The sequence below is a fragment of the Marinobacter vulgaris genome, from assembly GCF_003344045.1.
In the GTDB taxonomy this organism is placed as follows: domain Bacteria; phylum Pseudomonadota; class Gammaproteobacteria; order Pseudomonadales; family Oleiphilaceae; genus Marinobacter; species Marinobacter vulgaris.
Window position 1 is genome coordinate 76213 of the sequence record NZ_QFWX01000004.1, and the last position, 12131, is coordinate 88343.

Annotated in this window: 12 protein-coding genes and 3 tRNA genes; 1 reads left to right on the forward strand and 14 read right to left on the reverse strand. The window is 57.3% G+C overall.

Annotation, left to right across the window (positions count from 1 at the left end):
• Positions 1-4: 4 nt before the first annotated feature.
• From DIT71_RS09495 to DIT71_RS09520, 6 genes are all read right to left on the reverse strand, one after another.
• The gene (locus tag DIT71_RS09495; RefSeq protein ID WP_114612991.1) at positions 5-733 is read right to left on the reverse strand and encodes a TIGR04219 family outer membrane beta-barrel protein; all 729 of its coding nucleotides are present in this window, start codon (positions 731-733) and stop codon (positions 5-7) included.
• Between the two features lie 35 nt (positions 734-768).
• Positions 769-1482, reverse strand: coding sequence for a phosphoribosylaminoimidazolesuccinocarboxamide synthase (purC, locus tag DIT71_RS09500; protein WP_114612992.1), 714 nt, complete (start codon positions 1480-1482; stop codon positions 769-771).
• A 44-nt stretch (positions 1483-1526) separates the two neighbouring features.
• Complete coding sequence (gene bamC / locus DIT71_RS09505; RefSeq protein WP_227538044.1) at positions 1527-2558, reverse strand: outer membrane protein assembly factor BamC; 1032 nt, start codon at positions 2556-2558, stop codon at positions 1527-1529.
• Between the two features lie 103 nt (positions 2559-2661).
• Positions 2662-3537 carry a 4-hydroxy-tetrahydrodipicolinate synthase gene (dapA, locus tag DIT71_RS09510; protein ID WP_114612994.1) on the reverse strand — a complete coding sequence of 292 codons (876 nt, stop codon included), beginning with the start codon at positions 3535-3537 and terminating at the stop codon, positions 2662-2664.
• A gap of 72 nt (positions 3538-3609) precedes the next feature.
• A complete protein-coding gene (locus DIT71_RS09515) occupies positions 3610-4677 on the reverse strand; it encodes an AI-2E family transporter (protein ID WP_114612995.1) in 1068 nt (355 codons plus the stop codon).
• 30 nt (positions 4678-4707) lie between these two features.
• A complete protein-coding gene (locus tag DIT71_RS09520; protein WP_114612996.1) occupies positions 4708-4935 on the reverse strand; it encodes a sulfurtransferase TusA family protein in 228 nt (75 codons plus the stop codon).
• A 217-nt stretch (positions 4936-5152) separates the two neighbouring features.
• Here DIT71_RS09520 and DIT71_RS09525 point away from each other — a divergent pair, with 217 nt between their 5' ends.
• On the forward strand, positions 5153-6568 hold the full coding sequence (locus DIT71_RS09525; RefSeq protein ID WP_244312003.1) for a M48 family metalloprotease: 1416 nt from the start codon (positions 5153-5155) through the stop codon (positions 6566-6568).
• Between the two features lie 2 nt (positions 6569-6570).
• On the opposite strand, the gene nadA is transcribed toward DIT71_RS09525, so the two are convergent.
• From nadA to tolA, 8 genes are all read right to left on the reverse strand, one after another.
• Positions 6571-7632 carry a quinolinate synthase NadA gene (gene nadA / locus DIT71_RS09530; protein ID WP_114612998.1) on the reverse strand — a complete coding sequence of 354 codons (1062 nt, stop codon included), beginning with the start codon at positions 7630-7632 and terminating at the stop codon, positions 6571-6573.
• A 213-nt stretch (positions 7633-7845) separates the two neighbouring features.
• Positions 7846-7921: transfer RNA gene (locus DIT71_RS09535), tRNA-Lys, on the reverse strand.
• A 67-nt stretch (positions 7922-7988) separates the two neighbouring features.
• Positions 7989-8064 (reverse strand) — tRNA-Lys (locus tag DIT71_RS09540).
• Between the two features lie 67 nt (positions 8065-8131).
• Positions 8132-8207 (reverse strand) — tRNA-Lys (locus tag DIT71_RS09545).
• An 85-nt stretch (positions 8208-8292) separates the two neighbouring features.
• The gene (ybgF, locus tag DIT71_RS09550; protein WP_114612999.1) at positions 8293-9066 is read right to left on the reverse strand and encodes a tol-pal system protein YbgF; all 774 of its coding nucleotides are present in this window, start codon (positions 9064-9066) and stop codon (positions 8293-8295) included.
• Positions 9067-9078: 12 nt separating this feature from the next.
• A complete protein-coding gene (gene pal / locus DIT71_RS09555; protein WP_114613000.1) occupies positions 9079-9657 on the reverse strand; it encodes a peptidoglycan-associated lipoprotein Pal in 579 nt (192 codons plus the stop codon).
• Positions 9658-9730: 73 nt separating this feature from the next.
• A complete protein-coding gene (tolB, locus tag DIT71_RS09560) occupies positions 9731-11053 on the reverse strand; it encodes a Tol-Pal system beta propeller repeat protein TolB (protein WP_114613310.1) in 1323 nt (440 codons plus the stop codon).
• A 17-nt stretch (positions 11054-11070) separates the two neighbouring features.
• Positions 11071-12039, reverse strand: coding sequence for a cell envelope integrity protein TolA (tolA, locus tag DIT71_RS09565; protein ID WP_244311988.1), 969 nt, complete (start codon positions 12037-12039; stop codon positions 11071-11073).
• Between the last annotated feature and the right edge of the window lie 92 nt (positions 12040-12131).

Below are 12131 nucleotides of genomic sequence, written 5' to 3' on the forward strand. Positions count from 1 at the left end.
TCCTTCAGAAGGTCAGCCCGGCACTCACGAAGGGGCCACCCAGCTCAATGTCCAGACGGTCGTCGCCGTCTTCATAATCGACGTTCATCTGACGATAGCCGGCGCGAAGCTGCAACAATGAAAGTTGGTACTGGCCATAGGCGTTATAGTCATAGACCGAGTCTCCGTCAAAGCTGATCACGTTGGCCTCACCACCAACCGATACGCCAGAGAACGGCAGGTCAAAACGGGCTGCCAGATACCCCATGGGGACGACGCCACTGACTTCAGTCCTGGATATCTGACCACCAACCGCCGTTTCTTGAACGGTAAGTTCGCCATCCAGATTCCGCGCCGTCAGGCCAAGGTCAAGATTAACCCAGTTATCCAGCACCTCGTAGTAAAGTGTGACATCAAACTGGTCGAGGTCGAGATCGGAATCCACCGGACCATTAACCACATCAAATTCGGTGGACAGTTCCCCACGCCCACTCTGTTCGATACGAGTGTAATTCAGGCGAACATTGGGCAGTAGCGGCACCGGGTGCTCGAAATAGGCGCTCAGGTTGGCGTTGGTATCGCTGTCCAGATCGAGATCGTTTTCAACGTCGACGAAGTCATTGTTTTTGCCCGCTTCCCCGGACAGGTCGGAATCCCAGTAGCTGACGTTGGCTCCGACACCGAGAATATCGGCAGAGGCGAAGGGGGCGACAATAACCAGTGAGCCGCCGAGGGCGAGAATCAGTTTACGCATGAAGCACCTGCTTTGTGTTTGTTGTCTGTGTCTGATCAGTCGAACCGGATACCCAGGCGACGACCAACCTCTTCGTAGGTTTCGATAACATCGCCGAGCCCCTGCCGAAAACGGTCCTTGTCCATCTTTTTCCGGGTTTCCTTGTCCCAGATACGGCAACCATCGGGGCTAAACTCATCACCCAGAACAATTTCACCGCCCGCCCGGCCGAATTCCAGTTTGTAGTCCACAAGCAGCATGCCGGCTTCATCAAACAACGCCTTGAGGACATCATTTACCCGGTAGGTCAGCTCTTTCATTGTGCTGAGCTCTTCGGCTTTCGCCCAGCCAAAACTGACCGCCAGAGAATCATTGACCATGGGGTCGTGCATGGCGTCGTTCTTGAGAAACAGCTCGAAGGTCGGTGGATTCAGTTCCAGGCCCTCTTCGACCCCCAACCGACGACACAGGCTGCCGGCAGAAATATTGCGAACCACACACTCAACCGGAATCATGTCCAGCTTCTTGACCAGGGACTCCGTGCCCGACAGCAAACCTTCGAAGTGCGTCGAGATACCAGCGGCTTCCAGCTTCTCCATGATAAAGGCATTGAAGCGGTTGTTGACCATGCCCTTGCGGTTCAGCTGTTCTTTTTTCTCGCCGTCGAACGCGGACGTATCGTCACGGAATACCATCACAAAACGATCAGGATCGTCGGTACGATAAACAGACTTGGCCTTGCCTGCGTAAAGTTCTTCACGCTTTTCCATCTGGGGTCTCCGGCAGTGCCCGCACAAGGCAGGCACTGATCACATTAGTAAAGGTATTCAAACAGCTCTGTAAGCAGCTCTGCTGAGCGGTCATCGTCAGAATAGTCCTCGGCACGGGCAACTGTTACCACGATTTCTCCGCCGCTCTCGTCAAGCCGCACATCAAAGGTGTGTTCAGGCTCCAGATCGTCGGAGAACCAGCTGAACCAACCGGATTCACGCTCTGATTCGGGGCGGAAATCAACGAAGAAATAGCCCTCGTCACGGTTCAGGTCCACCACCGGGATGCCGGCTTCATCCAGTGAACGGCGCACCTCTGACCAGGCGCGGCCGTAATCGAGGTCCATTACAATCCGCTGTGGCGTCTGGTTGTCTGAAACAAGGCGGACCAGCGGTTCGCTGACCATACCCAGCGCGGCGCGGGAATAGGATTTGCTGTCTTCACGATTGCGCAGCTGTTCGGCCAGGTCATTCAGCAAGCGTTTGCTGGTTTCCAGCTGCTCCCGGGTGCGCTCGTCCCGCCCCCGCCATGGCAGCAACTGGTCCGGGTCATCTTCTACCTCAAAAGCGCGAAACTGGATCTCGCTGGTCTTTCGCCGAACACCCGGGGCAATCCGTGCCTGCACAACGATCTTGGCCTCCTCGCCAACGGGATTGTCCGGCAGATCCAGCAGTTCCCTCGCCTGTTTACTGAAGTTCGCCAGCTCACTCTGGAGCAATCCGAGCTGGGGACTGTCGTAGGCCACTCCGAGGCCGTTTTCGTTCATATAGGCGGTGACCGCGGGCCAGAGCCGGCCCGGTACATCATTCACAAGCAGCCACACCTGGCCACCCAGCTCCTCGATAACGTAGTTTTCATCAAGTATATCCGAGGTCATATCGGGCGGATTGGGAATGCTCTCGGGGTACATGCGACCGGAATCCGCCGCGCTTATTTCACGGATCGGCATCACCGGGGCGAACTTACCCTCGTCCGCTGTTTCCGGCAGGGTCAGCGGCTCGCCCTCCGGCGCATCAACATAGCGCTCGGAGCGGTCGTCGATAAAGCTACAGCCGCTGATGGCCAAAACAAGCATCAGGCCCGAAAGGGGCCTGATGAAGTGTACGGGTCTTGTGTTTTCAGTCCTGAACGTAAACGCCATCAGGCGACTCCAGTTACAATAGATGATACGGCCTGACTCAGAGTACACCAGAAGCTTTCAGTGCCTCTTCCACTTCGTCGTGGAACTTGTCGCTCAACGGGGTAAGCGGCAGGCGAATGCCCTCTCCAATCATGCCCATGCGATACAGGGCCCATTTTACGGGAATGGGGTTGGCCTCGAGGAAGAGCTTGCGGTTCAACGGCATCAACAATTCATTGAGCCTGTCGGTTTCTTCCTGATCACCTGCAATAGCGGCTTTACACAGTGCTGCCATCGCGCCCGGTGCGACGTTCGCAGTGACCGATACATTACCCTTGCCTCCAGCCAGCATCAGCCCGGCTGCGGTTGCGTCATCACCGGAATAGACCACCAGCCGACCCTTGACGGCTTCTATCAGCTCGGCGCCACGGGGGATGTTGCCGGTGGCGTCCTTGATGCCGATGATGTTGGGGATGTCTGCCAGGCGCTCGACGGTTTCATTCAGCATGTCGCAGGCGGTACGGCCTGGCACGTTGTACAGAATCTGGTTCACCGGAACGGCTTCGGCAATGGTCTTGAAGTGGCGGTACAGGCCTTCCTGTGTCGGCTTGTTGTAATACGGTACCACGAGCAGGCAGGCATCCGCCCCCAGCTTGTGAGCTTCTTCGGTCAGCTCTATGGCTTCACGGGTACTGTTGCCACCGGTGCCGGCGATAACCGGGATACGGCCGTCAACGCGTTTGATGATATGGCCGATGACCCGCATATGTTCTGTCGGGTCCAGCGTTGCGGATTCGCCCGTCGTACCAACGGCCACAATGCCATTTGTCCCGTTGTCGAGATGAAAGTCCACCAGTTTATCAAGGTGCTCCCAATGGATGCTGCCATCGGTATGCATAGGCGTGACCAGTGCGACAAGGCTACCCGTAATCATAAAAGCTCCGTACGAATAAAAACGTTATGGTAATGTTGGGCACCAACTGACACAAGGGAATTAAAGGAGTTGTCACGTCGGTGTCTGCTGCTGATCCTTCACCGGCCAGGCCGAGAATATTGCCTTGAGCATTGTAGCCAGGGGAATGGCGAAGAAAACACCCCACAGACCCCAGATACCACCGAAAAACAGGACTGCGACGATAATGGCCACCGGATGAAGGTTGTTCACTTCCGAGAACAATAAAGGTACCAGAACATTACCGTCCAGCGCCTGGATGACGCCGTAGACCACCATAACCCAGATAAACTCACTGCCCCAGCCAAACGCAAACAGGGCAATGATGGCCACCGGGATGGTCACCACGGCGGCACCGATGTATGGAATGACCACACTCAAGCCGACCATCAGCGACAACAGGGCCGCGTAGGGCATTCCAAGCAGCTTGAAGGAGAGATAGGTGACGCCGCCGACGATGAGTATCTCCACCGCCTTGCCTCGCACATAGTTAGCGCACTGCAGATTCACTTCATGCCATATCCGGACCATCATCGGTCGCTGGGACGGCAGCATGCGGGAGAGCGAGTTCAGCAGGAAACGGCGATCCTTGAGGAAAAAGAACACCAATATCGGCAACAGCACCATATAGATTAAAAGTGCCACCAGGTCCGGAATGCTTGCCAGTGAAAACGACACCAGCCACTGGGTCATACGGCCGGCTTCGGTAGTCACCTGGTTATAGATGGTATTGACCCCCTCCATGGAGATCAGCGTAGGATATTGCTGGGGCAACACCTCCAGATAGGACTGCATTTCCCGGAAAATACGGGGAGCTTCACCGGCAAGAGAGGTAACCTGGGTCCAGATAAGCGGTAGCAGGCCGAACAGAAAGCCAATCAGTACACCCAGAAAAATCACGAATACACCGACAATGGAGACAATCTCGGGCACGCCCAACTGGTTGAGCTTGGTGACCAGCCCCTGCAGGATAAACGCAACAATGGCCGCTGCGATGGCGGGGGCCAGCATAGCGCCAAAAAGAATCACGAAGACAATGCCTGCCAGTATCAGCAGGAAAAGAATGACGGCCTCTTCATCGGAAAAGTATTTGTGGGCCAGACCACGTAAAATTCTGATCATGTACGACTCCGGACGATCACCACAGCAGGTTTAGCCGCCGCACTTTATCACAAAGGTGAAGCAGCCACCCTGTTCGGATGAACTGACCAGCTCATGAGAGGACAACCTCAGAAACGCCGGGATATCCCGTGCCGACCCCGCATCGGTTGCAATCACTTCCAGTTCCTGACCGGGGGCCATACTGTTCAGCTCAAGCTTGGTTTTCAATAACGGCATGGGACAGCGGAGCCCCGATGCATCCAGTGTTCGGTCAGCCATGACAACCAGGTACCCGTCAGGTCAAAAGAAGAGCCGGCATTATGCCGACAGTGCTACTTTAATGCATCACAATCGTACCAGACCACACAATGACGAACTTTCAGTGGCACAATGCTGTCTGAGCAAATCATATGAAAAGGAACACGGCCCATCCATGAGCCCGACAGAACGCAACCCGGCATCCTGGACAGCAGCGCTGGCATTCGCATTTTTGCTGATGATGACAGTGTTTGCCAGCAACACGCTGGCGCAATCCCCCGACAGCAGCCTGCCCTCCATTGGCGGGGCCGGAGGCGGCTTGATTTCGGGCCAGCAGGAGGCCGACATCGGCCGCCAGGTGATGATGTCGATCCGCCGGTCGGCACCGCAGATCACCGACCCGCTGGTTTACGATTACCTCAGCTCGGTTATTTACAGCCTTGTGCCCTCAGCCCCCCTTGCCAGCACTGACCTGACCCTGGCCATTATCGACAGCCCGGATCTCAATGCCTTTGCCGTCCCCGGCAATATTGTCGGCGTCAACGGCGGGCTGTTCCTCAACGCCAGCAGCGAGCAGCAGTTCGCGTCCGTACTGGCCCACGAACTGGCACACCTTAGCCAGCGTCATTTTGCCCGGCGGCTTGAGCAACAGGAAACCAGCGCACCTCTTACGATTGCCGGCATGATCGCGGGCATCGTGCTGTCGGCGGTAACCCAGTCCGACATCGGAATTGCCGCCATTGCCGGCACCCAGGCGCTGGCCATACAGAACATGTTGGCCTATAGCCGCGCCAACGAGCAGGAAGCCGACCGCGTCGGCATGGAGATACTGGCAAATTCAGGCATGGACCCGAGAGGCATGCCTGAGATGTTTGAAATCATGATGCGCCAGAACCGGCTCCAGGGAAACCGGGTTCCGGAGTATCTCTCCACGCACCCGCTCACCCAGAGCCGCGTTTCTGATACCCGTAACCGCGCAGAACAATACCCGCGCCGGGATGTGGCTGATGCCCAGGAATACCACCTGGTCCGGTCCCGACTGCAGGTGCGTTACGCCAAGTCACCGGAGGTTGCCGTGGAAACCTTCCGCAGCTACCTGGAACGTCCGGATACCGAAAAACCCGATGCCGTGCGCTATGGCTTTGCGGTGGCTCTGCTTCGTGCCGGCAACTATGACGAGGCAATTGCCCAGTTGGAACAACTACTCCAGGGCACGCCGAATCGAATCACCTACCAGGTCACGCTTGCCGAAGTCCTGGTTGAACAGGAACGCCTGGATGAGGCCCGCAACCTGTTGCAGGAAGCGCTGGAGCGAAATCCGGGAAACTACCCGATTACCGATACGCTGGCGCGGGTGGAAATCGAAGACGGTAAAGGCGAACAGGCAGCGGAATACCTGCACCGGCTGACGCGGGAGCTACCGCAAAAGGAGCACCTGTGGCTCCGGCTCGCGGAAGCCGAGGGTATGGCACGCAATATTGTGGGGGTTCACCGGGCCCGCGCCGAACACGACATTCTGATGGGCGACCTGGAATCGGCCGAGCGCCAGCTGCGCCAGGCCCAGGAACGACTTCCGGCCGGCGCCCCACTGAGACAGGCCGTCACCGAACGACTGTCCCAGGTTTCGGCCAGGCTTAACCAGCAGCGTAGCTGATCTCAGGCGTTGCCGGCGGCCTTCAGGTTCATGTTTGCGGTGAAATCCAGCATCCGCTGAAGGGGCCTGAGCGCTTTTTCCCGCACTTCTGGGTCCACATGGACTTCCTGGTCGCCGTTCTCGATCACAGACAGCAGGTTTTCCAGGCCGTTCATGGCCATCCACGGACAATGGGCGCAGCTGCGACAGGTGGCGCCGTTGCCGGCCGTAGGGGCTTCAATGAGGGTCTTGTTGGGGGCCAACTGCTGCATCTTGTAAAAAATACCGTTATCAGTGGCCACAATGAACTGCTCGTTCGGCAGCGTCTGCACGGCGTGGATGAGTTGCGAGGTGGAACCCACCACATCGGCCATTTCCACCACGGCGTCCGGTGATTCCGGATGGACCAGCACCGCAGCATCCGGATACACGGCTTTGAGGTCCTCTAGCCCGCGGTGCTTGAATTCCTCGTGCACGATGCAGGACCCATCCCACAACAGAACGTCCGCCCCGGTCTTCTTCTGCACATAATGCCCAAGGTGCTTGTCCGGTGCCCACAGAATCTTCTCACCGCGGGCATCCAGTGACTCCACGATGGCCTGGGCGCAACTGGAGGTTACCACCCAGTCGGCTCTCGCCTTCACCGCCGCGGAGGTGTTGGCGTAGACCACAACGGTCCTGTCCGGGTGCTGGTCACAGAAATCCGCAAACTCGTCTGCCGGGCAGCCGATATCCAGGGAACAGGTCGCTTCCAGGGTTGGCATCAGCACCCGTTTCTCGGGATTTAGAATTTTCGCCGTCTCGCCCATGAAGCGAACGCCGGCAACCACAACCGTCGATGCCTTGTGCTGATTGCCGAAGCGCGCCATTTCAAGGGAATCCGCCACGCAGCCACCGGTTTCCTCGGCCAGGCGCTGAATATCCGGGTCCGTGTAATAATGGGCTACCAGCACAGCATCCTGCGCTTTCAGCGCGGCACGGATACGGGATTCAAGCTCGGCTTTTTCATCCTCGCTGAGACTCTTGGGCTCGGCCATGTGGGCCAGGTGTTCCTGAACCAGAATACGGTTTTCGCCTACTGTCATTAATACATCTCTGTGTTGCGTGAACCTGCTGAGTATATCACTTTGACCACGACTTTCACCGGGCGGGCTCTCTGCTGAACTTCGAGCCTTCAGAGTCGGATACGCTCCCTTACAACAGATGTATGACCGTATGGGCAAAAAAAAAGAGCCCGAAGGCTCTTTTTTAAGCCGAGGGCTCTTTTTACACAGAAAACACGTTGCTTTCTGTCTTGTTGGTGGGTCGTGAAGGATTCGAACCTTCGACCAATTGGTTAAAAGCCAACTGCTCTACCAACTGAGCTAACGACCCGTAACTACCAGCCCGTTTCCGGGCCCGGAACCAAACGATGATATACCCCACCGCTTAATTCGCAATTTGGTGGGTCGTGAAGGATTCGAACCTTCGACCAATTGGTTAAAAGCCAACTGCTCTACCAACTGAGCTAACGACCCGTAACTACCAGCCCGTTTCCGGGCCCGGAACCAAACGATGATATACCCCACCGCTTAATTCGCAATTTGGTGGGTCGTGAAGGATTCGAACCTTCGACCAATTGGTTAAAAGCCAACTGCTCTACCAACTGAGCTAACGACCCAAACGAGGCGCATATAGTAATGATTTTTCAGCGCCGATCAACCCCTAATTCCCAGGTTTCTCAACATTCTTCATGCCAGGCATGGTCAGCTGTTACCGGAATCCAGATACTTTTGTGCCAGATCAGCAGCACTGGTACCCGGGTAGTCCTCAATCACAGTTTCCATACGCGAACGGGCCTGCTCCTTGTTACCCAGGCGGTCCAGTGTGACACCCAGCTTATAGACGGCGTCAGGGGCCTTGCGGTGGTCCTCATAGCGGGTAGCAACAATGGTGAATGCCTGCCTGGCCTGCTCAAGCTGATCCTCAACGAGGTATACCTCACCCAGCCAGTAATAGGCATTCACGGTGAGATCCCCTTCCTCGTATTCATCGATAAAGTCGTACAACCCGTTAATGGCCTGGTCGTAGTTCTTATCCTGATGAATCAGCGTCTGGACTTCCTGGTAGGCGGCCCGCTCAGCATCCGAGGGCTGACGGTAGATCCTGGTTTTGACACCCGAACCGCTATCTTCCGCACTGGAGCTTGCCGCGTCCGGAGCATTCGCCGGCGCCTCAGCCACTCTTTCCGAGAGTTTCAGGATCCGCTGGTCAAGGTCGATATAACGGTCCCGTGCCTGCTCGCTCAGCCGGTCAATCCGGTAACGCTGCTCCTCCACCTCGCCCTGCAACCGGCGCACCTCGCCCTGCAATTGCTGGATCATGTAAAACAGTTCGGCATTGGCCTGGCTGTTACCGGCCTTGCGCTCGGCTTCCGAGGAATTGTTCTGGAAAACCGGGGAAACGGATTGCGCCAGGGCACTACCCACCGGCCCTAAGGCCAGCGGGAGCAGCACTGTCGCCATGAGTGTATGTCTCATGGGGTTCGCCTGTTACTGGAAAACAAGTTCAACGCGACGGTTCTGGGCCCAGGCACTTTCACTGGAACCCATGACAGCCGGCTTTTCTTCACCATAGCTGATGGTTTCCGTCTGGCCACGGGATGCACCATTGACGATCAGGAAGCGTTCGATGGCATTGGCGCGACGCTCACCCAGGGCAAGGTTGTACTCCTTGGTACCACGCTCGTCGGCATGGCCTTCAATGCGTACATCCTGGTTGGGGTTGGCCTGCAGATAGCGGGCATGGGCAACCAGCACTTCACGAGCTTCAGACTTGATTTCAGCGGTATCGAAGTCGAAATAGAAGGTGGTGATGTCCCGCATGGCTTCACGCTCGGCGCGTTCTGCCCGTGCCTCGGCTTCGCGGCGCTGCTCTTCGGTCATCTCCGATGAGGACACACCGCCTTCATCGTCGCCGCCGTAGACGGTGCTGCCACCGTCCTGGTCAACGGCAGAAACATCAGAGTCGTAGGCGCCATCTTCGGTAGTCTCACCGATACTGCTACAACCGGCAATCAGTCCGAGGGATAACACCATGGCAAACAATTTGTGATGAGCTGTTACTTTCATAATCACTTTCTTCCTTTTTTAAGCGTCTGTTGTACTTGAAAACGAACGAATCTTTCGGGTTCTGAGCTCCGGTCTACCGAACGATCGGCGACCACGCCGGATCCCGCACATCACCCTCCGAGGCTGGCAAACTATAGGCTGCGCCGCCGTCCGCGGCAATTACAGTTAGTACACTGTCGCCACCCTGCTTTGTGGCATAGATCAGCATCCGGCCGTTTGGCGAAACACTGGGCGATTCATCCGACCCGGTTCGGGTAAGAATCGTCTCTTCCTGGGTCTCAAGGTTGGTCCGCGCTATGTGGAACGAGCTGCCCCGCTGATGCACATAGTAGACGTATTCTCCATCATTGCCGGGGCGCGGTCTGGCGTTATAGCGGCTGCCGAAGGTAATCCGTCGGGGGGCCGCATTCTCAGTAGGCTTGTGATAGATCTGGGGGCCACCGGAACGGTCAGAGGTGAAGAAGAATCCCTCACCGGTATGATCCCAGGCAGGTTCCGTATCGATGGACCAGTGATTTGTCAGCCTCTTGAGGGAGCGGCTCTGGATGTCCATCTTGTAGATTTCAGCATTGCCGTCCTTCGACAACGTCATCAACAATGAGCGGCCGTCCTTTGAAAAAGCCGGTGCCGAGTTCAGGCCGGGAAAGTCAGCGATGCGTGTGCGATCGCCGGTTGCCAGTTCATGGATATAAATCGCCGGCTTACCGGTTTCGAACGAAACATAGGCAAGTTTCTTTCCATCCGGAGACCAGGTTGGCGAAAGGATAGGCTCGTCACTTTCCAGTCTCACCCGGGCCCGCTTGCCATCCACGTCACTGACCTGAAGGCGATACATTGACGTACCGGCGGAGCGCTGCAGCGTGACGTAGGCCAGCTTGGTGGAAAACGCACCGGGCACACCGGTGATCGCTTCGTAGACCTTATCGCTTATGTGGTGGGCCAGGCTCCTGGTGCTGTTGACCGACGAAGACGCCGTTGCACCCATAATCCGCTGCTCACGGTTCACGTCGAACAATTCGTAGCGGGCCTCAACCCTGTCACCCTGGCGGGTCAACTGACCCACAAGAACGTAGCGCTGGCCCAGCAGTCGCCAATCGCGAAAATAGACCTCGTCGCCCTCTGACGGAAGACTGAGCATTTTCTCCGGAGCCAGCGGCCGGAACTCACCACTCATGGTGAGATCGTCCCGTACTATGCTGCTCACCTTGTCGCCCGATGGCATGTTCCCGGATTCGGAAAAGGGAACCACGGCCACGGGAATGGCGGAGTCTGCCCCCTCGGTAATCCGTATCAGCAGTTCAGCGCTGGCCGGGCTGCTGCCGATTATTACCGCCATCATCAACAGCCATGCGACTACTGCCGGGAGTCTTGTGCCTGTCTTTGTTCGCTGTGTCATCAGTGCTCCCATCATGCTTATCTCAACCGCCGGGGATTGAACTCAATCGTGAACTGGCGGAAATAGCGTTCAAATGTGTCACGTTCATCCGGAATCGGATACCGACTGAGCGATTTCACGGCCCCCAGGGCCGAATTATCAAACGCGGTGTTGCCACTGCTGGAGACAAGCGTAACCGAGGCAAGTTCACCCGTGGGCAGCAGGGTAATCTGCAGCCTGGCGGTCATTTCCTCAGTTGCCGATGACGGTGGATACCACGCCTGACTCAAACGCTCCCTGATCAGCGCCTGGTATTTCTGGCTTTCCGACAACATCTGGATCTCCCGGGCCCGGGCTGCCGCCGCTTCGCGGCGCCGCCTTTCCTCGGCTGCGCGTTCCTGCTGCGCCTCCTGCGCCAAGGCTTCCAGCTGCTGTTCTTTCAGGCGGCGCTCCCGCTCCTGGCGCTTGCGCTCCGCTTCAAGACGCTCCTGCTCTTCCCTGGCTTTGCGCTCTGCCTCCTCTTGCCTGCGTTGCTCCTCGGCCCGGCGCTTTTCCTCGGCCGCCTTGCGGGCGGCTTCTTCCTGGCGACGCTTCTCTTCTTCAGCCTTTTGTCGCTCACGCTCTTTGGCTTCGGCCTCGGCTTTCTGGCGGGCGGCCTCTTCTGCTTCCTTGCGCTGCTGCTCGCGCTCCTGTCGCGCCGCCTCTTCTTGCTGACGCTGACGTTCCTGTTCGCGTTCCTTTTCCTGTTGGATGCGGCGCGCCTCTTCGCGGGCTTGCTGCTCCTCTTCAGCGCGCTGACGTTCCGCTTCCTGCTGCCGCTGCCTTTCCGCTTCCTCCTGCCGGCGCTCCTGGTCCCGATCGGGCTGGTCTACCGGCTCTGTGACGGGGCTCGGCTCCGGCTCGTTCTGGGTAACCAGTCGTGCAGAAATACTTGGCGGCTGGGGCTCGTCACTGGGTGATGTCCACGACCACCCCGCCAACGCGACCCCAAGAATAAGCCCGTGCATAAGAACCGATATTACAACAGGCGACTTCCAGGGCAACTGCCCTGTCGTCGTAACATCACGCTCATGACCTCTCACAAAAACCTGCCCGCCCT